24 protein-coding genes are annotated in these 23,455 nt (G+C 45.5%); 21 read left to right on the top strand and 3 right to left on the bottom strand.

Annotated features, from left to right (window positions below; translation table 11 throughout):
• Positions 1 to 212 precede the first annotated feature (212 nt).
• Together ACLJR2_RS13230 and phrB are read left to right on the top strand one after the other, a co-directional pair.
• Complete coding sequence (locus ACLJR2_RS13230) at positions 213 to 419, top strand: YbfA family protein (RefSeq protein ID WP_000401437.1); 207 nt, start codon at positions 213 to 215, stop codon at positions 417 to 419.
• Between the two features lie 110 nt (positions 420 to 529).
• Positions 530 to 1,951 carry a deoxyribodipyrimidine photo-lyase gene (gene phrB, locus ACLJR2_RS13225; protein WP_001142016.1) on the top strand — a complete coding sequence of 474 codons (1,422 nt, stop codon included), beginning with the start codon at positions 530 to 532 and terminating at the stop codon, positions 1,949 to 1,951.
• A gap of 38 nt (positions 1,952 to 1,989) precedes the next feature.
• Here the strand turns inward: phrB and ACLJR2_RS13220 are convergent, their stop codons facing one another.
• Entirely contained in the window at positions 1,990 to 3,471 is a 1,482-nt protein-coding gene (locus ACLJR2_RS13220; protein ID WP_001041123.1) for an MFS transporter, read from the bottom strand.
• A gap of 328 nt (positions 3,472 to 3,799) precedes the next feature.
• Here ACLJR2_RS13220 and ybgI point away from each other — a divergent pair, with 328 nt between their 5' ends.
• The 18 genes from ybgI to nei all read left to right on the top strand — a co-directional run bounded on the left by ybgI (position 3,800) and on the right by nei (position 20,467).
• The gene (ybgI, locus tag ACLJR2_RS13215) at positions 3,800 to 4,543 is read left to right on the top strand and encodes a radiation resistance protein YbgI (RefSeq protein WP_000798844.1); all 744 of its coding nucleotides are present in this window, start codon (positions 3,800 to 3,802) and stop codon (positions 4,541 to 4,543) included.
• A gap of 15 nt (positions 4,544 to 4,558) precedes the next feature.
• On the top strand, positions 4,559 to 5,215 hold the full coding sequence (pxpB, locus tag ACLJR2_RS13210; protein ID WP_001188371.1) for a 5-oxoprolinase subunit PxpB: 657 nt from the start codon (positions 4,559 to 4,561) through the stop codon (positions 5,213 to 5,215).
• On the top strand, positions 5,209 to 6,141 hold the full coding sequence (gene pxpC, locus ACLJR2_RS13205; protein ID WP_000932043.1) for a 5-oxoprolinase subunit PxpC: 933 nt from the start codon (positions 5,209 to 5,211) through the stop codon (positions 6,139 to 6,141). Before pxpB ends, pxpC begins: the two co-directional genes overlap by 7 nt.
• The gene (gene pxpA / locus ACLJR2_RS13200) at positions 6,131 to 6,865 is read left to right on the top strand and encodes a 5-oxoprolinase subunit PxpA (protein WP_001017922.1); all 735 of its coding nucleotides are present in this window, start codon (positions 6,131 to 6,133) and stop codon (positions 6,863 to 6,865) included. The genes pxpC and pxpA overlap by 11 nt, the downstream gene beginning before the upstream one ends.
• A gap of 323 nt (positions 6,866 to 7,188) precedes the next feature.
• Complete coding sequence (locus ACLJR2_RS13195) at positions 7,189 to 7,329, top strand: hypothetical protein (protein WP_001534230.1); 141 nt, start codon at positions 7,189 to 7,191, stop codon at positions 7,327 to 7,329.
• A 49-nt stretch (positions 7,330 to 7,378) separates the two neighbouring features.
• Positions 7,379 to 7,945, top strand: coding sequence for a tyrosine-type DNA invertase (locus ACLJR2_RS13190; RefSeq protein WP_000824704.1), 567 nt, complete (start codon positions 7,379 to 7,381; stop codon positions 7,943 to 7,945).
• A 459-nt stretch (positions 7,946 to 8,404) separates the two neighbouring features.
• Positions 8,405 to 8,740 (top strand): hypothetical protein, encoded by a 336-nt coding sequence (locus tag ACLJR2_RS13185; protein WP_001182680.1) that lies wholly within the window; start codon positions 8,405 to 8,407, stop codon positions 8,738 to 8,740.
• Between the two features lies 1 nt (position 8,741).
• Positions 8,742 to 9,482 carry a hypothetical protein gene (locus tag ACLJR2_RS13180; protein ID WP_001194237.1) on the top strand — a complete coding sequence of 247 codons (741 nt, stop codon included), beginning with the start codon at positions 8,742 to 8,744 and terminating at the stop codon, positions 9,480 to 9,482.
• A 285-nt stretch (positions 9,483 to 9,767) separates the two neighbouring features.
• A complete protein-coding gene (gene glf, locus ACLJR2_RS13175; RefSeq protein WP_001534225.1) occupies positions 9,768 to 10,919 on the top strand; it encodes a UDP-galactopyranose mutase in 1,152 nt (383 codons plus the stop codon).
• The gene (locus ACLJR2_RS13170) at positions 10,916 to 11,812 is read left to right on the top strand and encodes a glycosyltransferase (protein ID WP_000973922.1); all 897 of its coding nucleotides are present in this window, start codon (positions 10,916 to 10,918) and stop codon (positions 11,810 to 11,812) included. Before glf ends, ACLJR2_RS13170 begins: the two co-directional genes overlap by 4 nt.
• Before the next feature lie 12 nt (positions 11,813 to 11,824).
• Positions 11,825 to 12,958 (top strand): glycosyltransferase family 4 protein, encoded by a 1,134-nt coding sequence (locus tag ACLJR2_RS13165; RefSeq protein ID WP_000824901.1) that lies wholly within the window; start codon positions 11,825 to 11,827, stop codon positions 12,956 to 12,958.
• A gap of 128 nt (positions 12,959 to 13,086) precedes the next feature.
• The gene (locus ACLJR2_RS13160) at positions 13,087 to 13,857 is read left to right on the top strand and encodes an ABC transporter permease (RefSeq protein ID WP_000998823.1); all 771 of its coding nucleotides are present in this window, start codon (positions 13,087 to 13,089) and stop codon (positions 13,855 to 13,857) included.
• A gap of 3 nt (positions 13,858 to 13,860) precedes the next feature.
• Complete coding sequence (locus ACLJR2_RS13155; protein WP_000702849.1) at positions 13,861 to 14,571, top strand: ABC transporter ATP-binding protein; 711 nt, start codon at positions 13,861 to 13,863, stop codon at positions 14,569 to 14,571.
• 93 nt (positions 14,572 to 14,664) lie between these two features.
• On the top strand, positions 14,665 to 16,443 hold the full coding sequence (locus ACLJR2_RS13150) for a glycosyltransferase (RefSeq protein WP_000273748.1): 1,779 nt from the start codon (positions 14,665 to 14,667) through the stop codon (positions 16,441 to 16,443).
• A gap of 192 nt (positions 16,444 to 16,635) precedes the next feature.
• Positions 16,636 to 17,469, top strand: coding sequence for a glycosyltransferase family A protein (locus tag ACLJR2_RS13145; RefSeq protein WP_001800477.1), 834 nt, complete (start codon positions 16,636 to 16,638; stop codon positions 17,467 to 17,469).
• A gap of 57 nt (positions 17,470 to 17,526) precedes the next feature.
• Positions 17,527 to 19,422 carry an HAD family hydrolase gene (locus ACLJR2_RS13140; protein WP_077905107.1) on the top strand — a complete coding sequence of 632 codons (1,896 nt, stop codon included), beginning with the start codon at positions 17,527 to 17,529 and terminating at the stop codon, positions 19,420 to 19,422.
• A 67-nt stretch (positions 19,423 to 19,489) separates the two neighbouring features.
• Positions 19,490 to 19,642, top strand: a complete 153-nt coding sequence (locus tag ACLJR2_RS13135; RefSeq protein ID WP_001145914.1) for a hypothetical protein — start codon at positions 19,490 to 19,492, stop codon at positions 19,640 to 19,642.
• Positions 19,643 to 19,675: 33 nt separating this feature from the next.
• On the top strand, positions 19,676 to 20,467 hold the full coding sequence (gene nei, locus ACLJR2_RS13130) for an endonuclease VIII (RefSeq protein WP_001113973.1): 792 nt from the start codon (positions 19,676 to 19,678) through the stop codon (positions 20,465 to 20,467).
• A gap of 54 nt (positions 20,468 to 20,521) precedes the next feature.
• Here nei and ACLJR2_RS13125 read toward each other — a convergent pair whose 3' ends face one another.
• Positions 20,522 to 21,568 (bottom strand): AbrB family transcriptional regulator, encoded by a 1,047-nt coding sequence (locus ACLJR2_RS13125; protein WP_001122047.1) that lies wholly within the window; start codon positions 21,566 to 21,568, stop codon positions 20,522 to 20,524.
• A gap of 136 nt (positions 21,569 to 21,704) precedes the next feature.
• Positions 21,705 to 22,988: a citrate synthase gene (locus ACLJR2_RS13120; RefSeq protein ID WP_000785811.1), complete on the bottom strand. Its 1,284-nt coding sequence runs from the start codon at positions 22,986 to 22,988 to the stop codon at positions 21,705 to 21,707.
• Positions 22,989 to 23,088: 100 nt separating this feature from the next.
• On the opposite strand from ACLJR2_RS13120, the gene ACLJR2_RS13115 reads away from it, so the two are divergent.
• Positions 23,089 to 23,334, top strand: coding sequence for a hypothetical protein (locus ACLJR2_RS13115; protein ID WP_001539488.1), 246 nt, complete (start codon positions 23,089 to 23,091; stop codon positions 23,332 to 23,334).
• The last annotated feature ends 121 nt before the right edge of the window (positions 23,335 to 23,455 follow it).

Raw genomic sequence — 23,455 nt, 5'->3', positions numbered from 1 at the left:
AATGATTAGTATTAATTTAACTTTTTTGTAACTAATTTACGCTTTGAATGTAAATCTGCTGGAAAAGCGTGAAAATAAGTGGTCGGATGAGTAGTAAAATTACACCGAAAGCGGTACTATTTTAATCAGGTAACGAGGTTCAATTTTTCGGTGCTATTCACCGATTCAATCTATACCGGGGCGGGTAGCGTCGGTATAAAGGGGGGAAACGTATGGAACACTATAAAGACTATCCGGCGCATGTCATTTTTGTCCGTCGTGCTTTCGCGGTGATCGCAGGCGTGCTGGCGCTGCCGGTGATGCTCTTCTGGAAAGACCGCGCGCGTTTTTATAGTTATCTGCACCGTGTCTGGTCGAAAACCAGTGATAAGCCGGTATGGATGGCGCAGGCTGAAAAAGCCACCTGCGACTTTTATTAATCGCGACCAGCCTGAAAAACCGTCAGCCGCCACGCTGGCGGTTTTTTTATGCGCCAGGGTCTACACTGTTTAACGCTATTCGCCGTGACGTTTCATCTTTCAGGAGTTGTATGCCCACCCATTTAGTCTGGTTCAGGCGCGATCTGCGTTTACAGGATAACCTTGCGCTGGCCGCCGCCTGCCGCGATGCATCCGCGCGGGTGCTGGCGCTTTATATTTCCACCCCCGCCCAGTGGCAGGCTCATGATATGGCGCCGCGGCAGGCGGCATTCATCAGCGCGCAGCTCAATGCGCTACAGACGGCCCTTGCAGAGAAAGGCATTCCGCTGCTGTTTCATGAAGTGGCGGATTTTAACGCCAGTATTGAAACGGTCAAAAATGTTTGCCGACAGCATGACGTCAGCCATCTGTTTTATAACTATCAGTATGAGTTTAACGAGCGTCAGCGTGATGCGGCGGTGGAAAAAACGCTGCCCTCTGTCATCTGCGAAGGCTTTGACGATAGCGTGATTCTGGCGCCCGGCGCGGTGATGACCGGCAATCATGAAATGTATAAAGTTTTTACGCCGTTTAAAAACGCCTGGTTGAAACGGCTAAAAGAGGATATTCCGCCATGCGTTCCGGCCCCGAAGATCCGGGTGAGCGGCGCGCTTTCTACACCCTTAACGCCAGTCTCGCTTAACTACCCGCAACAGGCGTTTGACGCCGCGCTTTTCCCGGTGGAAGAAAACGCGGTCATCGCGCAGCTACGTCAGTTTTGCGCGCAGGGCGCAGACGAGTACGCGTTACGGCGCGATTTCCCTGCGGTTGACGGCACCAGTCGGCTTTCCGCCAGCCTGGCGACGGGCGGCCTGTCGCCGCGACAGTGCCTGCACCGATTACTGGCGGAGCAGCCGCAGGCGCTGGACGGCGGGCCGGGAAGCGTCTGGTTGAATGAGCTCATCTGGCGGGAATTTTACCGTCATTTAATGACCTGGTATCCGGCATTATGCAAACACCAGCCGTTTATCCGCTGGACAAAACGCGTCGCGTGGCAGGAAAACCCGCACTATTTTCAGGCATGGCAGAAAGGCGAAACCGGTTATCCCATTGTCGATGCGGCGATGCGCCAGCTTAATGCGACGGGCTGGATGCATAACCGTTTACGCATGATTACCGCCAGCTTTCTGGTAAAAGATCTGTTGATTGACTGGCGGTTGGGGGAGCGCTATTTCATGTCGCAGCTTATTGACGGCGATCTTGCCGCCAATAATGGCGGCTGGCAGTGGGCCGCCTCAACCGGTACTGACGCCGCGCCTTATTTTCGTATTTTTAATCCCACGACTCAGGGAGAGAGGTTCGATCGCGACGGCGAATTTATCCGCCAGTGGCTACCGGCATTACGCGATATCCCTGGAAAAGCGATTCACGAGCCGTGGCGGTGGGCGGAAAAAGCGGGAGTCGTGCTTGATTATCCTCGGCCTATTGTGGAGCACAAACAGGCGAGAATCGCAACGCTTTCCGCCTATGAGGCGGCGAGAAAAGGGGCGTGATACAGGCCCGGTAGCGCAAACTACCGGGCATTCTGCTATCAGGATTCGACGGCCAGCGCGCGGCTTTTGAATTTGAAGGACTGATACAGCCAAATCAGCAGGACAACCCCTACGCAGGCTAGCGCGCCCCAGGTGATCTGTTCAAAAACATCCACATAGGCGTTGATGGCGTAATTAACCGCGCCGCTGGCGTCGAAGGCGCTTTGCGAGGTCTGGTCAGCGATGACGCCTGCCAGATAGTTAGCTATCGCGCCGGACAGCAGCATATAAATTCCGGTTAATACGCCGGTGACGCCGGGGATATCAATGCGCGTAATTTGCGACATGGCGACCGGGTCGATAAACAGCTCGGCAAAGCCCATCACCGCCAGTCCCAGCACCATTAGCGGCATTGAAGAGTGTCCGTAAGCGGCGGACCAGCGTGCGCTCAGGGTCAGAATACAGAATCCGGCGCTCATCAGACCGAGACCCAGCGCGAATTTGCCCCAGATACGCACGGTGCGATTACCGCTTACGCTCTCTTTAACCAGCCAGGCCAGGACGACCCCACACAGCATCACGGCAAAGGCGTTCACCGACTGGAACATGGCGGTAGGAACGGAATAGCCCAGAATATCGCGGTTCACAAAGCGGTCGATATACAGGCTGATAGAGCTACCGCCCTGCTGGGCAAACGCCCAGAACAGCATACTGAACAGGGTCAGGGTGACAATCAGCCCCAGTTCTTTGCGCTGTTTGGCCGTTTGCGCCTGACGATAAATTTTTGCCAGCACGACCAGGCCGATCGCGGTCGCCACGATTAAGGCATAGACAGACCATTCTTTCCAGAACAGAACGGTAATCAGCAACGGCGCCGCTACCAGCAAAATTAACAGCCAGCCCCAGTTCGGCAGCAGGTAGTTTCTGGCGCACAACACGGCTTTATTCACGCCGGTGGTGTGGGTGAAATGACGATTTCCACACAGGAAGATCACTAACCCCGCAAGCATACCAATGGCGGCGAGCGCAAAGCCCATCGCCCAACTGTACTCCTCTTGCACATAGCCGCAGGCGATAGGCGCCACGATCGAACCAATATTGCCCGCTGCGTAAAGCAGCGAGAACCCGCCGTCGCGGCGCGGATCTTCCGGCTGGTACAGTTCGCCCAGCAGGCAGCTAATATTCGATTTAAACAGGCCGTAGCCGCAGACAATGATCGCCAGCGACAGATAAAGGAATGTCGGCGCGATCTCACTGGCGCCCAGCACTAAATGACCTATAGCCATTAAAAATGCGCCCAGCATGACTGCCATTCGGTTGCCAAGCACCTTATCCGCCAGATAGCCGCCAAGAATCGGCGTTACGTAGACCAGCGAACAATAAGCGCTGAATAACTCATAGGCGTGGTTATCGTCGTATTTTAGCTGATTGGTGAGATAAAGAATCAGTAGGGCGCGCATACCATAAAAGCTGAAGTACTCCCAAATTTGCAGGGCGACAACGTAGTAAATAGCGCGGGGTTGAGATGCTTGTTTATTCATCGTGTTTCCGGGATAGAGACGCTGCGGCAAGAACGCGGCATTCTCAGATAATGCCTTTCTTTGTGGGCTTATTAAGCCTGCCGTATCGCCGTGTTTCCTTAAAGTTACCAACATGATACAGAACTGATTTTTTCTGCAATATGCGTTCTGATTGCATAAATATACATGAAACCGATCGTGTTTTGCTAAGTAATTTGCGCCAAACCCGGGGGTGATTGTTTCTTGATGTGTCAAACAAATGTTTATCGACGAACGGCCAACGGGAGGCTATGTTAACGGAGACTGAACCCGTAACGGGAAAGTAGAACGTGGGTTAAAGGGAGCGATGATGAAAAACACCGAGCTGGAACAACTGATTAACGACAAGCTGAACAGTGCGGCAATAAGCGATTATGCGCCGAATGGTTTACAGGTCGAAGGAAAAGAGACGGTACAGAAAATCGTTACCGGCGTGACCGCAAGTCAGGCGCTGCTCGATGAGGCGGTGCGTTTGCAGGCCGATGCGGTCATTGTTCATCATGGTTACTTCTGGAAAGGCGAGTCTCCGGTTATTCGCGGCATGAAACGCCGTCGCTTAAAAACGTTACTGGCAAATGATATTAACCTTTACGGTTGGCATCTGCCGCTGGATGCGCACCCTGAGCTGGGCAACAATGCGCAGTTGGCGGCGCTATTGGGCATTACCGTGAAAGGAGAAATTGAGCCGCTGGTGCCGTGGGGAGAGCTCTCAATGCCGGTGCCGGGGCTGGAACTGGCCTCATGGATTGAAGCGCGTCTGGGGCGTAAACCGCTATGGTGCGGCGATACCGGGCCAGAGAATGTGCAGCGTGTCGCCTGGTGTACCGGCGGCGGGCAAAGTTTTATTGATAGCGCCGCCCGCTTCGGCGTGGATGCTTTTATTACCGGCGAGGTGTCTGAACAGACCATTCATTCCGCGCGCGAACAGGGGCTGCATTTTTATGCCGCCGGGCACCATGCCACTGAACGCGGCGGTATTCGCGCCCTGAGCGAATGGTTGAACGAAAACACGGCGTTGGATGTGACGTTTATTGATATCCCTAACCCGGCATAACTGAGAGGTAATAAAGTGCAGCGAGCGCGTTGTTATCTGTTAGGCGAAACGGCGGTCGTCCTGGAACTTGAACCGCCGATTACGCTGGCGAGCCAGAAACGCATCTGGCGTCTGACGCAGCGTCTGGTTGATATGCCGAACGTGGTGGAAGCCATTCCCGGGATGAACAATATCACCGTGATCTTGCGGGAACCGCAAACCCTGGCGCTGGATGCGATTGAGCGTCTGCAGCGCTGGTGGGAAGAGAGCGAGGCGCTGGAGCCGGACTCGCGTTCGGTTGAGATCCCGGTGATCTATGGCGGCGCAGGCGGGCCGGATCTGGCGGCGGTGGCACGGCACAGCGGTTTGAGTGAAAAGCAGGTCGTGGAGCTACATGCCTCCGTTGAGTATGTCGTCTGGTTTTTAGGCTTTCAGCCTGGCTTTCCCTATCTTGGGAATTTACCAGAACCGCTCCATATGCCCAGACGCGCGGAGCCGCGCCTGCAGGTTCCGGCCGGTTCTGTCGGCATCGGCGGCGCGCAGACGGGTATTTATCCATTATCCACGCCGGGCGGCTGGCAGCTGATCGGCCTCACGCCGTTGAAGTTATTCGATCCGATGCGGGAGCCTCCGGTTTTGCTACGCCCTGGCGATAGCGTACGCTTTGTGCCGCAAAAGGAGGGAATATGCTGAATATTATTCGCGCGGGGATTTATACCTCCGTGCAGGATAGCGGGCGTCACGGCTTTCGTCAGTCGGGGCTGAGTCACTGCGGTGCGCTGGATAAACCCGCCTTTCAGACCGCTAATCTCTTGGTCGGGAACGATGCGAATGCCCCGGCGCTGGAAATCACTCTCGGTCAACTGGTTGTCGAATTTGAAAATGAGACCTGGTTCGCTCTTACCGGCGCAGGCTGCGAGGCGCAGTTGGATGATCAACCGGTCTGGACCGGCTGGCGATTGCCGGTAAAAGCGGGTCAGCGTCTTACGCTGCATCGACCGCTTCACGGGATGCGTAGCTATCTGGCGGTGGCGGGCGGTATTGCTGTGCCGGAGGTGATGGGATCGTGTAGTACCGATCTGAAGTCCGGTATCGGTGGGCTGGAAGGGCGGCTGCTAAAAGATGGCGATCGGCTGGCGACGGGTAAACCATCGCGACAGTTTAGCGGGCCGCAGGGCGTGAAGCAGTTACTGTGGGGGAATCGCATCCGTGCGCTGCCGGGGCCGGAATACCGTGAATTCGATCGCGCCTCGCAAGAAGCGTTCTGGCGTTCGCCATGGCAGCTCAGTCCGCAAAGTAATCGCATGGGCTATCGTTTGCAGGGACAATCGTTAACGCGGACAACGGATCGCGAACTGCTGTCGCACGGTTTGCTGCCCGGTGTCGTGCAGGTGCCTTACAACGGCCAACCTATTGTGCTAATGAATGATGCCCAGACAACTGGCGGCTATCCGCGCATTGCCTGCATCATCGAGGCAGATATGTACCATCTGGCGCAGATCCCGCTAGGACAACCGATCCATTTTGTGCAATGTTCGCTGGAAGAGGCGCTCAACGCGCGCCATGAGCGTCAGCGCTATCTGGAACAGCTTACCTGGCGGCTTCAGCATGAACATTGATTTAAATGCGGATGTGGGCGAAGGTTGCGCCAGCGACAGCGAATTATTAACGCTGGTCTCCTCCGCCAATATCGCCTGTGGTTTTCACGCCGGTGATGCGCAAACCATGCTGACCTGCGTGCGCGAGGCGCTGAAAAACGGCGTGGCGATCGGCGCGCATCCCAGCTTTCCGGATCGGGATAATTTTGGACGGACGGCGATGGTTTTGCCGCCGGAAACGGTATACGCCCAGACGCTGTACCAAATCGGCGCGCTGGGGGCGATTGTTCAGGCGCAAGGCGGCGTGATGCGCCATGTCAAACCGCACGGTATGCTCTATAACCAGGCGGCGAAAGATCCCCATCTGGCACAGGCGATTGCGAAAGCGGTACACGACTATGATCCGTCACTGATACTGGTTGGACTGGCGGGAAGTGAGCTGATCCGGGCCGGTGAGCGCCATCGCCTGGTGACGCGGCAGGAAGTGTTTGCCGATCGCGGCTATCAGGCCGACGGTAGCCTGGTGCCGCGCATGCAACCTGGCGCGCTGATTCACGACGAAGAGCAGGCGCTGGCGCAAACGCTGGATATGGTACAAGCCGGGAGAGTGAAAAGCGTTACTGGCGTGTGGACGACTGTCACGGCGCAAACGGTGTGCATTCATGGCGACGGCGAGTATGCGCTTGCATTCGCTCGCAGGTTACGCGCCGCGTTCAATGCGCGTAATATACACGTTATTGCCTGAGAGCCCGACGATTGAAGCTATTATATTACGGCTGCTAAAAATTATCGTGTTCTGTTCTCTTAATGTCAGGAAGAGGGATTTATTCAATACTATATAAATCCCCTTATAATATATTATTTTAAAAATAACCAAGTGATGCTGTAATAGCCAGTATGATGAGCTTATTGCTGTTAGCAGCAGAGTTTTTGAAAATCATTATGATATTGTTAGCTATCGCCATCTAATCAAACCTCCGGGGCGGGTAAACTACCTGACTCTTTATTACCCCTTTCTGATTGATTTACCTCACGATAGCCTCATTTTTAGCATTTATATTCCTCATCATGACGACTTATCAGGAGATTGAAGCCAGATTGATTCGCTGTTTCACTATCACGTCATGGATAGCGTGCCAGATTGCCAGCTATATGGATTTTAAGCTGTTTACGCATAGCAACTTTTTAGCGAAAATTAAACTCATCTGATCAGTGATTTTTTAGTATATTACTCATTTTGTTATGATGGATTTGTTTTGTGAAAAGAAAATATCTTACGCAAGAAGAGATTGAAAAACTGCTGTCAGCGACCGACAGAATGCCCTTCCCGGAAAGAAACCGCTGCTTAATCCTGATGGCGTTTATTCACGGCTTCCGGGCCAGTGAGCTGCTGGGGCTGCGCTTGTCGGATATTGATCTTGCAGGAAGACAGCTTTATATCCGGCGCCTCAAAAATGGCTTTTCAACGTGTCACCCCCTCCTTCCCGATGAGTATAACGTACTGAAAAGCTGGCTCAGGGCCAGGAAGTATCTTGAGAAAGGGGCTGACGGAGACTGGCTGTTCCTGTCGCTACGACGGCATCCGCTCAGCAGGCAACAATTTTTTTACATACTTCGTGAGGCAGGGCGGTTGGCCGAATTAACGATAGCGCCACATCCTCATATGCTGCGACATGCCTGCGGCTACGCCCTTGCTGATAAAGGGATTGATACACGACTCATACAGGACTATCTGGGGCACAGGAATATCCAGCACACCGTAAGATACACCGCAAGTAACGCCGGGCGTTTTCATGGAATATGGCGAAAAAAACGTCGAGTATAACCGTACGTTCTGATTCAAAAAGTTAAGTCCGCTTCGCGCTTTCATCATCCTCTCAGATTTACCCCTTCCACACAAGAGTCATGCAATCGTAATCTCTTGCTTATTAAGGAGTTATCCATATAACAATAAAAAAACTAAGGGAAAATTCACCTGGTCCAACCAGCACTATGCTGTATCCATTTTTGTCCTGCCTGCACAAAATGTTAATTTTAAGTGTTAAAAAAACGTATTAAATAATATTTAATGCTGATTAATTATCATATCAAAGAATTAAATCCTTTATTTTACTTTTTGAATCATATTGTTAAATCACAGAGAAATCTGTTCAGGGAAAGCTGATTTACATAATCAACATATAAATCAATAGATTACTGTGTTTTCTATTTGTCATTTTGTACTCCGCACAGGGCAGAATTACCCTGCGGCAGGAGCATTTACTACCAGGGGGACTGACGGCCTGTGCAGCCGAAAAGCAGAACCGGACAGGGTGTCAGAGTGCTGTGTTTAGATAGGGCCAGACGTCATTTTTCATACAGACATGGAATGGCTCCCGGTCCACGAAAGGGTGCGGACATGTTGTTTCCACAACACGAAGCTGCCGTTGCTGGCGCAGTGCCGGGTCGGCAATGGCCAGAGGAGAACAATCTGATGACGCAAGAATATGCGGAAATATCCACCGGAAGGGGGGGCACCAGTAAGTGCCGGTACAGTATGGGGGCGAAAATATTTTTGCTCCTGCTGGCGGTCTCCACCGTCGCAGCGTTGTTCAGCCTGTATCAGGTTCTGACGTACTGATATGCAGACGTTAACCAGAGTACTGCCGCCTCTCCGGCTGATTATGTTTTGTCAGTCAGGCGAAAATCCTGCGCAGTTTCCGGATACCGGTGGCCTTTGCGTGGAGGACTGCGTTCGTCTCAGGACACCAGAAGGGCTGCTGGATCGGTTGCGTCGGTGGCCCGGCGCGATGGTGATATCCGCCGGACGGCCATCAACCCAGCTTCTGCTGTGGCAACAGGTTTTTCAGCGTTATCCGCGGACAGTGGTTTTTTGCAGCAGTAACGCGTTTTTACCGGTTGACGTCAGCGTGGAAGGTTACTTCCGCCATCTGAGGCTGATTAAACGCGCCATGTCGGTAAGGGTTCTGGCCAGAATGGCTGAGCTTGCCATATGGTCATCACTACAGACATCGCCTTACGAGGAGGAGATGAAAAGCGCGTTGAGCGTGCCGGAGCTGGTGATGGAGATAAACAGCCGCACGCTGGTCAGGTTACTGTCAGAGCGTCTGCCAAAACAGGGACGGCGGGTGCTGGGATTACTGTTGTCAGGCTGTAGCCCGGAAATGACGGCCCGTATGCTGGGAACCGGCGTGAGGCAGGTCTGGCTCGCGGAGCAGACGCTGAAACAACGCTGGGATATCCCGACAGGAGTACCGCTATCTGATGCGGTAAGAATAAGGATACCGGACGTCGGCCCGGACATCAGTCAACAGAGTGGGTTGGTAAAAACTGGGGCCGGTAACGCACCGGATTTATGCTGACAGCATATTTACATCATGCCGCGCGGTATTCAGACCCATAATGTTGCGTTCTGAATGAGTTATCTTCACAAAATAAATATGGCAATCATCGTTGTCCGGAAATACCGCATAACGTGTGACATTAATGAATCTGTAATCAGTGCGAGGGTTTACGCGCTGTGGCGGTAGCGTGGAATTATCTGGATGCGTTGAGTAAATTTCACTTTACCCTTCTGATATAAATGAAAATGGTTCTGGATAAACTATCTAATATTATCTGTGTCTGCGAACAGAGTGACAAAAATAATGCAACGTAAAAAGATACTAATTGTAGGTGCGGGCCTTTCAGGCGCAGTAATAGCACGCCAGTTAGCCGAGCAGGGACATGTAGTCAATATTATTGATCAACGTTCGCATATCGGTGGTAACGCTTATGATGCCCGAGATGAGCACACGGGTATTATGGTGCACGTTTATGGTCCTCATATTTTTCATACTGATAATGAAACTGTATGGAATTATGTAAATAAATACGCTGAGATGATGCCTTATATCAATAAAGTTAAGGCCACAGTAAATGGTCAGGTATTTTCTTTACCTATCAATCTTCATACCATCAATCAATTTTTTGGTGTCGCCTGCTCACCTGATGATGCCAGGAAATTACTGCTTCAAAAATGTGATAGCACCATTCTGGAACCACAAAATTTTGAGCAACAGGCCTTGCGTTTCATTGGTGAAGAGTTATATGAAGCCTTTTTTAAAGGTTATACCATTAAACAATGGGGGCTTCATCCTTCCGCGTTACCCGCTTCTGTATTGAAACGTATCCCTGTTCGCTTTAATTATGATGATAACTATTTCAATCATAAGTTTCAGGGAATACCAAAATTTGGTTATACACAAATGGTCAAGTCCATTGTCGAACACGAAAATATCGCTGTTGAACTATGTCGCTCCTTCACTCAGGAAATGCGGACAGATTATGATCATGTTTTTTTCAGCGGCGCGCTGGATGCCTTTTACTCCTGTCAATATGGCCGACTGGAATATCGTACATTAGACTTTAAAAAAATAATTTGCCAGAGTGATTATCAAGGATGCGCAGTAATGAATTATTGTTCAATAGATACTCCTTATACTCGGATTACTGAGCACAAATATTTTTCTCCGTGGGAGAAACATGAAGCTTCAATATGTTATCAAGAATATAGTCGGGAATGTGAAGCTGGTGATATACCCTACTATCCTATTCGCAGGGCAGATAAAATGGATTTACTGAATAAATATCTGTCGCGGGCTAAAAAAGAAAAAAATATTACTTTCATTGGTCGTCTTGGCACTTATCGTTATCTCGATATGGACATCACGATAGCTGAAGCATTACAGACGGCGGACGTATACTTAACGTCGCTATATGAACAAAAAGAAATGCCAGCTTTTACAGTTACCGTTTGATGAAGTGTACAGCGCTAATCGTAACTTTTAACCGTCTTGAAAAATTAAAAAAAAGTGTGCGAGAGACTGTTAAGGCGGGTTTTTCCTCTATTGTTATCGTTAATAATGGCTCAAGCGACGGTACCAGGGAATGGCTTTCTTCATTAAGTGAACCTGGCATCACGATACTTAATCTTAAAGATAATCTTGGTGGTGCTGGCGGATTTAAAGTAGGTAGTCAATATATATGCTCATATAGTAATGCCGATTGGGTATTTTTCTATGATGATGATGCTTACCCGGAAATTAATATTTTAAAGCATTTCTCGTTATTAGATACATCAAGTTACCGTATATTTGCGTCGCGAGTTCAGGACACCTATGGGCGGTCTTGTCGGATGAATTTGCCTTTCATTAGGGTCCCATCTACGGTGTTTGAGACTATTTATTATGCGATGCGCCCAGAGAGGTTTTCTCCAGTAAGAACTCAGGTTACTGATGTTCAAACTGTGTCATTCGTTGGTATGATTATTGATCGAAAGGTATTGAATAACCATCTTAACGATATCCATGATGAACTTTTCCTTTATTATGATGATTTTTTCTTTGGTTATAAGCTAGTATTGTCCGGGCAGAAAATTCGTTACTCCCCAGAAATTAAATTTATTCATGATATCTCTATTCATGGAAGGTGTATCTGCCCCGAATGGAAAGTATATTATCTTTGTAGAAATTTGTTGCTGCTGAGAAAACTTTTACCCGTTCCCAGGATATTCAGTGTTCTTTCTATAGTATTACGCCTCTCTAAATATCTCGCCATATTACCATGGCAGCGTAAGAAATTTCGTTATCTATATTTTATCTGGCAGGGAATACTTCATGGACTTAAAGGTATTAGTGGGAAATATCATTAGCAGGACGAAGAGATGAAAAGGTTATGTTATTTTGTGAATTCAGACTGGTACTTTGATTTACACTGGACAGAACGTGCGATAGCGGCAAGGGATGCGGGTTATGAAATTCATATCATAAGTCATTTTATTGGTGAAGAGATTATAAAAAAATTCAAAACGCTTGGTTTTATTTGTCACAATGTGTCTCTTGTTGCTCAGTCATTTAATATGTTTGTTTTTTTTAGAGCATTCCTTAACGCTCGGAAAATTATTAAGGAGATTAATCCTGACTTATTGCATTGTATTACGCTCAAACCTTGCCTGATTGGTGGAGTTAGCGCCAGAAGAAGTAATAGTCCAGTTGTTATCAGCTTTGTCGGACTTGGTCGAATCTTTTTATATAATACCGTGCCAATGAGAATATTGCGTGCGTTAACCGTTTTGGTTTACAAATATATTGCCGGTAATAAGCGTGGTGTTTTTATTTTTGAACATGATAAAGATCGACGAAAAATATCGCGTTTAGTAGGTATTGATTATCATAAAACTATCGTTATCGAAGGTGCTGGAATTAACCCGGATATTTATAAATTCTCTATAGAGAAAAAACATGAGATACCGATAGTCCTTTTTGCAAGCCGAATGTTATGGAGTAAAGGTCTTGGCGATCTCATTGAAGCAAAAAAGATCCTCAGACAAAAAAATATTCATTTTGTTTTAAATGTTGCAGGTATATTGGCCGAGGACGATAAAGATGCTATCCCTTTGGAGCTCATTCATCACTGGCATAATGAAGGACTAATTAACTGGCTGGGACGCTCTTCGAATGTATATGAGCTTATTCAGAAATCGAATATCGTTGCATTACCATCTATTTATCCGGAAGGAGTACCACGGCTTTTATTAGAGGCATCATCTGTAGGACGTGCATGTATTGCTTATGATACCGGCGGATGTGATAGCTTAATTATTCATAACTATAATGGGTTGATCGTGAAAAGTAATTCAGCTCAGGAGTTAGCGGTAGAATTAGAGTATTTGTTAAAAAATCCACAGATTCGCTTAGAGATGGGGGCGAATGGAAGAAAACGTGTAAAGGAATTGTTTTCCAGCATATTAGTCATTAATAAGACATTGCAAATTTATAAAGACACTATTGGTTGCTAACACCATAAAGTGCTTATGAAGTAGGTCAGTGTTTAGATAAATAGTATGTAAATATTATAGAAAATAAATAAGTTATATTTTCATATCGTTAAAGAATAAGTTCTTCAGGTAAAGGTGACACGGAAACAATGAATGATTTGAAAGAAGCTCTGGCCAGGCACCAACTTTGGATTTCGCTAGGTTGGAATGATGTCCTGGGACGATACCGGCGATCGGTGTTAGGGCCTTTTTGGATAACGATTTCGATGGGGGTCACCATATCAGCGATGGGACCTCTTTACGGTTCGCTGTTCAGTTCTGGTTCCGAAAATTTTATCATGCATCTTACTTTAGGTATGATCTTTTGGGCCTTTCTATCAGCAACTATTAATGAGTCATGCGGAATATTTAATGAGTCCGCATCAATTATTAAACAATCTGACCTTCCGCTATATTTATATATATTACGTGTTTTCTATCGGCAGTTTATGATTATGTTGCATAATTTTATCATTATACCTTTCGTGATTTTTTTTACCAATACATCGGTAAATCTTGATATTCTCCTTTTTATACCTGCAATTGTAATAACATCCATCTCATTAATTTCTACAGGTATGATTCTCGCCATTTTTTGCACAAGATATCGTGATATGGGACCGGTTGTTCAAAGTGTGGTAACGTTGTGTTTTTTTATAACTCCCATCATTTGGACATCGGAACAATTACCAAAGGGAAGAAAGGAATTTGTTGATTATAATATTTTTTATTACTTTATGGAGATGCTCAGGAAACCATTAATGGGAACTGTACCAGATGTAACTATATGGTTTTACACAATAATAACCTCTATTATTATGTTGATGGTCTCAACCTTAGTGTTGACTAAATATCGCTCAAGAATCGTATACTGGTTATAATTAATGAAAATCTCTTGTAAAAACGTTGGCGTAATACTCCCTATATTTAACTCCAGCCACCGTTCATTTAAAAAAACTTTTCTACAGGCTGCTTCAGGTGGACGAATTGGCTCATCGAATACCGGGATTATTGAAGTAGAGGCATTAAAAAAAATTGATTTTACGCTTACCGAAGGTAACCGTCTTGCGCTTATCGGACACAATGGCTCGGGCAAAACCACTCTTCTGAGAGTACTTGCAGGGGCCTATAAACCAACTTCAGGGAAGTATGAATGTATCGGTCGAGTCACCAGCCTCATTGATCCCATGATGGGAATGGATGGTGAGCTTACAGGCCTGGAAAATATAAAACTGAGGGGACTATTTCTCGGTCTGTCAAAAAATGAAATAAAAAATATTACAGAAGATGTCATCGAGTTCAGCGAGTTAGGTGATTTTATTAAAATCCCCGTTAGAACGTATTCTAGTGGTATGGTTCTGAGGCTTGGTTTTTCTATTTCTACTGCAATTAATCCTGAAATTTTACTGATGGATGAATGGATGAGCGTGGGTGATAGTGATTTTAAAAGAAAAGCAGAGATGAGATTAAATAGCTTTATCTCTAAAGCGGGCATTATGGTAATGGCCACTCACGATGATGAACTGGCTAAATCTGTATGTAATAAATTCATCAGGCTTGAGCACGGTGAGATAGTTAGCAAAGGCGGATTTTAATATTCTTATTGCAGTATTTATATCACTACGCGGTGAGTAATTTACTATTTTATAATAGCGTTACCCCAGATAATATAAATTTATAGGTTCGTTATGTATTTTTTACTTCAAAAAGTAATTTTACCAAACATTGATCTATGCACGGAAGAGCAGCTTTATTTCAGAACTCAGGGCGGGAAGTATAACTATACCTCACGTAACTTACTTGTTCCGCGTCATAAGGTTGCATATTTTGATACTTTTTTTAATGCATTCTCAATTAAGAAATGGAAAAAATATACAACCTTAACATCACTTTTTTTGCGGGTTAATATAATTGGTCGCGGAACTATAACTGTAAGGCATAAAGAGAATGGTGTCATTAGAGTATTAAAGCAAATTGATTTTAACTCGTCATGTAATATTAGTGATGAGATTGAAATTGATATATCAAAAATAAATTTTGGATATATCTATGTGGAGTGGCAATCAGACGAAGACTCTGTTTTAAATGGATTTGAATTTCTGACTAAAGATCATGTTAGTAAATCATCTATGGCTTTAGTTATAACAACTTATAATAGAAAAGAAGCTGTTACTAAAACAATCAATAGAATTAATAAAACACTCTTAACCCAGAGCGAATTTAAAGATCGTTTTAAATTGATTGTCGTTAATAATGGCGAGGCGATTAATCACCCGTCAGGAAACGGCATTATGGTTATCAATAATGAAAACCTCGGTGGGTCAGGCGGGTTTATGAGAGGTTTGATAGAGGCAGGGAAAATCAACGATGTCAAACATGTCATATTTATGGATGACGACGGCTCATGTGAAATTGAATCGATTTGTCGAACTCATGCTTTTTTACTGATGGCTAAAGACAAAAATACAGTTGTTACTGGCTGTATGCTTTTTGAAGATAACCCGGCAATCATACATGAATCTGGTGCCATATGGCATAGAGATTTTTTACATTACCCGGATAAACATTATCTGGATGCTCGGGAAATAGATTCTTTAGATACTTTTGATAATGAAAGAAAAATAGGCTACGGTGGATGGTGGTTTTTTGCCTTTAATATTAACGCTATTGAATATTACTCATTTCCTTTCTTTGTTCGTGGTGATGACCTGCTATTTGGATATATGCATAAAAAACATAATATTGTCACACTTAATGGTGTGGCTTCGTGGCAAATGGATTTTGAAAGAAAAATATCGGTTCTAAATAGCTATTTGAACTTCAGGACTGTTGCTGTACCTGCATTAATTAGTAAAAGAAAGTTTGCTGCACTACTGTTAAGTGTTTTCTTTGTGCGGGAAGTCTTTCTTGCGAGTTTTTCATGCCGCTATGAACTTGCCAGAGCAATGATTATGTCATATAACGATTGTCTTTCTGGACGGGAGTTTTGGGAAGATAATGTAGATCTTCTGGAGATAAGAAAAAGAATTAATGCAATAACTCATAATGAAAAATTCAATGTAGAAGGTATTGATATTGTTAATGGTTGTGTTGATTACCCATGTTCTGGTAAAGAAAAAGCCATCTACAAATTTTTTAGATGCATAACCCTTAATGGACACTTAATTCCAGCTTTCTTTTTAATTAAAAAACCAATCGTGGTTGATTATCGTCATTATCACCCTACTAAGTTTTCATTCCGGAGAATTACTATCTATCATTTAAATATAGAAAATGGCAAATTATTAAAACTTACCCACTCAAAAATGGAGTTTTTTAAAGTTATTATTAATGGTTTGTTTACGGCAGTCAAAAATTTTTATCGGTTTAAATCTGCAAAAAAAGAGATGAAAAATAGTTTGCCCTATCTTACCTCAAAGCTCTTTTGGTATAAAAAATTCAATAAAAAATCTGAAGATAAATATTAAACATGATGTAAGTGGTGTTGATGAGAATTATACCGATTTTTTAATTATATGACTATGATAATCTTAGGTATGGTTCTGTTGCTACACCTTATCTGGTGTCAGTCTAATAAAATATTATAATCCTTACCCAATGTCAGCATTCATTCATAGGGTGTTAATTTTTATATATACCGTAAAACGCGAAATCAGAATATGGAAAAGAGTCTTTTAGTTATTGTCCGACATAAACCTGGGCGTACTCGTCTATTAATGCGGGCCTTGCAATCCATTAATGACCAGACGTTCAAAAAAATAAATATCATCATTTTCTGCATGGAGGAAGAATTGAAATGTCACAATGTGGATGATTTTTATCTGAAAGAACTGTCAAATATATATAGTGTTATCTACGACGAAAACTGTATCTTTAATGCTATTAAGATGTCTGAATCTAATTATTTATGCTTTATGGATGATGACGATTCCTGGGCCCCTGAATATGTGTCAAGGCTACTCAGTGTTTTGGCGAATATACAGTCAACGTATTCATCTGTAAATGCAATAGCATGCCATACAAATAAAGTTGCTGAGATTGCGGAAAATAATAGAATAATTATAAATTCAACGCAACCATGGAACCACTATTTAAATGCTGGCCCTGTTAGTTTTGATGTTATTTATTACAGGAATTCTATTCCACTTTCCTCGTGTTTATTCGATAAAAATTCTGTTATCGATGTGATTGAAAGTCATAAATTATCCTCTCCTGCATTTTTCTGGCCTTTTTTTATTCATTACCTGGCAGAAAATGATGTTTGGATCTTACCTGAAGCACTGGCATTTTATCATTTCAGAGAAAATGATGACTTTGAATTTGGCAATTATACCGTAATTAACAATGAGTTATTTGATATAGAATGCAAAATTGCAGAAAATAAAATGATGAGAAGTATTGATGACTCATCATTGCTCAATGTGTTACTTTCAAATATTGCTAACAATAGTCTTTTTCATAAAATTTCTTATATTGAAAATAAGATTAAATAAAATATGGATATGAACTTTAAAAAATACAAGACCGTAAGCTTTGATATCTTTGATACATTGGTTAGCCGGAGGATTTACCGTCCCAGAGATTTGTTTTCATTAATGCAATCAACTTTAGCAACTGAGAACTTTTTTATATCAGCGTACGAGATTGGTATTGTTGATAATTTCCCAGAGATAAGAGTTCAGGCGGAAGTAAGTGCCAGAGAGAATAGGGTCAGGCGTTTTGGCGGCGAGCCGGAAATACTCATATCTGAAATATACGATGAAATTTTAAAAAAGCATCCGCAGCTTTCACCAGCGACAGTAAAAAAGATAATCGATCTGGAAATACAAATGGAGAAGATTGTTTTATATAAAAATGCGCGTGGAAGCTGTTTGTTTGAAAAGGCTATTAGTGATGGTTGCAAAGTCATTTTAATTAGTGATATGTACCTTCCATCAGCAATATTAAAGGAGTTGTTAACATCATGTGGCTATGATATCAGTAACATTCCAGTTTATTCATCTGGCGAAGAGCGGTACTCTAAAAATAGTGGTAAATTATTTTCAATAGTCAAGAAAAATGAAAATGTAGATATTACATCGTGGATACATGTTGGCGACAATGTTCATGCTGATATTCTGAATGCTAAAAAACTCGGCATAAATACTCTCCATGCTGATTGGTCAGAGTATAATCATGGGATATCTAATCATTGGAAAGCTAAAGATATTATTGGTGAATCTATTTGTAAGACTTTATTACTTAAACAAGTTTCTGCTTTCCATCAAAATGATCCTTTAAACGAGATAGGATTTAAAGTATTTGGTCCGTTATTATTAGGTTATGTATCCTGGTTAGCGAATCAGTTAAAGATTCATAAAATTGATAAAGCGCTTTTTTTAGCACGCGATGCTCACTTAATCTATAAAATTTATAATGAATACTTTTCAGAAGAACATGTAAAATGTGAATATTTATATATATCCCGCGCATCAGCTTATATGGTGGGGATGACTGATTGGCCGATGCACAGGATTTGGCATCTTTTTGGTGGTAAGAATAAGAAAAGTATTAAAAAGATACTTGCTATCGCGGGGTTAGATGCGAGTGAGCATATTTCAGATATACATCATGTTGGTTTTCCTGACGAGGAGTATATTCCTGTTTCAGGAGAGGAACATAAGGTTCACTGGCTTATAAATAAATTATTTCCATATATTTTATTAAAAAACACTCAGCACAGGGAAGTTTACGCTGATTACTTTAAAACGGCCTGTGAAGGTTTTAAAAATATAGCACTTATCGATGTAGGATGGATGGGTAATATTCAATCAGTATTTGCTCGTTCTTTAGGTGCGCAATGGGCAGAAAAACAAATACATGGGTTTTATTTGGCAACTTTTGCTGGCGCCAATGATAACCGATCTATTTATAATAAGATGTTTGGTTGGCTAACCAACTATGGCCATCCCCACGATAAGTGTGATCTTTTCTTATCAGGAGGGGTGGAAATAATGGAGTTCGCTATGGCTGATAATACTGGGTCAACAATTGGCTATAAAAAAACGGATAATGGAATAATTCCTGTACGTGAAGATAGCAGTGGTTCTGAAATTGAGTATTTAAAAAAAGCGGCAAGATTGCAATCAGGGATTATTTCTTTTTTTGAGTACGTCAAACCGCTCATACAAAAAGGAAATTATGCAGCACTTAGTAGTGTTGTATTGTCAGAACCTTTTTTTGAATTGATAGCCAGACCCTCAAGCGCTCAACTGGACGCCTTATCTTCCCTCACACATTCAGAGTCCGCGGGATCTAACGCAGAAAGAATCGTGCTAGCCAAGAAACTGCCTTTAAAGGATAAACTTTTTCCCGGAGAAAATTATATCAAAGAGTTGAATGCCAGTTATTGGAAAGAAGGCTTTAAAAGGATCAACAGAAAAAAATTTTGGGCAAAATATAACTAAGCGTCATTTAATTCCGGTAGGCAGACAATCATTATTGGGCGCTCGCCCGACAAGGGTTGAGTCGATTATGCCCTGGCGCGATCATGTTAACCCTGACGGGGAAGTGGTCTCGTGCTGCGATAATGTTATTATCGCTGGATACCACCGCCTGTTTGTCCATCCGCTGTGGATGTTCATTATGGCGTTCGATGTGCATTCCAGACAGTCAGAGGCGGTGTAGTCCATTAATCAACTGTTAACAAAGGATATTATCATGCCTGAAGGCCCGGAAATTCGTCGTGCGGCGGATAATCTGGAGGCGGCAATCAAAGGCAAACCCTTAACCGATGTCTGGTTTGCCTTTGCACAGTTAAAACCGTATGAATCGCAGCTTACCGGTCAACTTGTTACCCGGATAGAGACGCGGGGAAAAGCGTTATTGACCCACTTTTCAAATGGCCTGACGCTCTACAGCCACAACCAACTCTATGGCGTATGGCGGGTGATCGATACTGGTGAAATACCGCAGACCACGCGTATATTGCGCGTCAGGCTACAAACGGCGGATAAAACTATTCTGCTTTATAGCGCGTCTGATATCGAAATGCTGACAGCAGAGCAGCTCACGACGCACCCCTTTTTACAGCGAGTCGGTCCGGATGTGCTGGACGCGCGTCTCACTTCGGAAGAGGTTAAAGCTCGATTGCTGTCGCCGCGTTTTCGCAACCGACAATTTTCCGGACTGTTGCTGGATCAGGCCTTTCTGGCGGGATTGGGGAATTATCTGCGCGTTGAAATCCTCTGGCAGGTAGGGTTAACCGGACAGCATAAAGCGAAAGATCTCAACGAGGCGCAACTGAATGCGCTTTCTCACGCGCTGTTGGATATTCCGCGCCTGTCCTACACGACTCGCGGTCAGGCGGATGAAAACAAGCATCATGGCGCACTGTTTCGCTTTAAGGTTTTCCACCGTGACGGCGAAGCGTGCAAGCGGTGTGGCGGCATTATTGAAAAGACAACACTGTCCTCACGCCCGTTTTACTGGTGCCCGCATTGCCAGAAATAGCCGGAACCGCCATCGGCGAGCGGCTATTGCCTGATGGCGCGACGCTTATCAGTCCTACAAAGGTTGTCTGGGCGCATAGGTTGATATAAAACGGGCCACTGCTGGCCCAGTTAACAGAATGCTGAACAGCCGTAGGGTTTGCATTGCCATGATGAGCGCCATATCGGCACTGCTTCCTGCCGCGATCGCGGCAACCGTATCCAGACCACCGGGACTGGTGGCGAGATAAGCCGTCATAAAATCAATCTGCATGTAGTAAGCCATTCCCCACGCCATCGCGGCGCAAATCGCCATCAGCGCGAAAATTGACAATAAGATTTGCGGCAATGGCCGCAGCGCCATAAAAAACACCTGTCTGTCAAAACCGAGCCCAATACGCCAGCCTATCGCCATATACGCCACGGCCAGCAGCCATTCGGGTAATTCAATCTCAATGATGCCTTGCGAATGGAGAAGCGCGCCTGCCAACATGGGGAGCAGCATCGTGCCGGAAGGGATACGCATCAGGCGACCGGCAATGCCCGCCACGATCGCTAATAACAGCGTCGTCAATAAATTACCGCTAAGCGGCGGAAACCAGACCACCTGTTGGCTGACCGTTGCCGCGCTGTCGCCGAGTATCAGGCGTGTCACCAGCACCGCCGCGCCAGCCACAAACAGTACCCGTAGATACTGCATAAACGCCACCAGGCGGATATCCGCCCCGTAATCTTGCGCCATCGCTACCATTGCCGCCGCGCCGCCCGGCGAAGACCCCCATGCGCCGGTGTTGCCGGGCAGCGAGCTGTAACGTACCAGCAGCCAGCCGACTACCGCGCTGGAAAGCAGCGTCACCAGCAACACTAAAAGCACGACCGGCCAGTAGAAGGCGAGGGTGGTCAATATCGAACCGGTTAGATTTTGGGCGATCATACAGCCGAGAATTGCCTGCGCGGCGAGAAAAATACCGCGCGGAAGTTGTAGCGTACTACCTCGCAAACTCAACACGATACCCGCAATCATTGGACCGAGCAGCATTGCCGCCGGAAGGTGCAGATAGAGAAAAATAAGGGAAATGAGCAGCGATAACAGGAACAACAAAAACCACTGCAGAATCGGCATTCCATGCTCCCTGAATGATATTTAGCGAAACCTTAATTAATCATAGAGAGTAACGGGGTAAGAATAAAATAATGAGGATAAGAAAAAAGGGAAAATGTACCGGATGGCGAGGGTTGCGTCGCCATCCGGTTGTCAATTAACGCTTCAGCGCCGATTTAAAATCGCGTTTATCGTAGCCGGTATACAGCTGACGAGGACGGGCGATTTTCATGCCGTCAGTGTGCATTTCATTCCAGTGTGCAATCCAGCCAACGGTACGCGCCATGGCGAAGATCACGGTGAACATGGAGGACGGAATGCCCATCGCTTTCAGAATGATGCCGGAGTAGAAGTCTACGTTCGGGTACAGTTTCTTCTCGATGAAGTACGGGTCGTTGAGCGCAATGTGCTCAAGCTCCATCGCCACTTCCAGCAGATCGTCTTTGGTGCCCAGCTCTTTCAGCACTTCGTGGCAGGTTTCACGCATCACGGTGGCGCGCGGATCGTAGTTTTTGTAAACACGGTGACCGAAGCCCATCAGGCGGAAAGAATCATTCTTGTCTTTCGCACGGCGAACAAATTCCGGAATGTGTTTAACAGAGCTGATTTCTTCCAGCATTTTCAGCGCGGCTTCGTTGGCGCCGCCGTGCGCGGGTCCCCACAGGGAGGCGATCCCGGCGGCAATGCAGGCGAACGGGTTGGCGCCGCTTGAACCTGCGGTACGTACCGTTGACGTAGAGGCGTTCTGCTCATGGTCAGCGTGCAGGATCAGAATACGGTCCATCGCGCGCTCCAGTACCGGATTCACTTCATAGGTTTCACACGGCGTGGAGAACATCATGTTCAGGAAGTTACCGGCGTAGGAAAGGTCGTTGCGCGGATAAACAAACGGCTGGCCGATGGAATATTTGTAACACATCGCCGCCATGGTCGGCATTTTGGACAGCAGGCGGAACGCCGCGATTTCACGGTGGCGCGGATTGTTCACATCCAGCGAGTCGTGGTAGAACGCCGCCAGCGCGCCAGTAATCCCGCACATTACCGCCATCGGATGTGAGTCGCGACGGAAAGCATGGAACAGGCGAGTGATTTGCTCATGGATCATCGTATGGCGGGTGACTGTCGTTCTGAACTCGTCATACTCTTCCTGCGTCGGTTTTTCGCCGTACAGCAGGATGTAACAGACTTCCAGATAGTTGGAATCGGTAGCAAGCTGGTCAATCGGGAAACCGCGATGCAACAAAATGCCTTCGTCGCCGTCGATGAAGGTGATTTTAGATTCGCAGGATGCGGTAGAGGTGAAACCAGGGTCAAAAGTAAAAACTCCTTTTGAACCGAGACTACGAATATCAATAACATCTTGACCGAGTGTACCTTTTAGCACATCCAGTTCAATAGCAGTATCACCAGTAAGGGTGATTTTTGCCTTTGTATCAGCCATTTACGGTCTCCTTAGCGCCTTATTGCTTAAGACTGCCGGAACTCAGACTTGCCTTCTACACGTCATCTTCCTCGTCGTTAGTGCAGGGAAGATTCTGTGTATGCATCAATCAACCGTTACCAGTTTGTTATTTGGCTCGCCGCTCTGTGAAAGAGGGGATGACCTGGGTACAGAGCAATGGGCGCTTGCAGGTAACGGCTTGATTAATTTCGAATTAGCAGCAAATCAGGAACGTAGCAATCCGAGTAATGTAACCTGTCTATCACTAATAACTGTCCTGAAAGAATGGGTCAATATCATTGTACTGTTGCATAACTTATTAACAGGTGAAAGAGTGACCCCATAACTTTTACGCATTATATGCTTTTTCTGGTGTTGTTTGTAACAATTTTGTTTAATGTTTGTCAAATCAGATGATTGAAAATTAAAAAAATGTTGTTATCGTGACCTGTGTCACTGTTCAGGAT

The organism is Salmonella sp. SAL03688, from assembly GCF_046551895.1.
GTDB lineage: Bacteria > Pseudomonadota > Gammaproteobacteria > Enterobacterales > Enterobacteriaceae > Salmonella > Salmonella enterica.
Note: the sequence above shows the minus strand (reverse complement) of the source record. Positions and strands in the feature narration are given on the sequence as shown.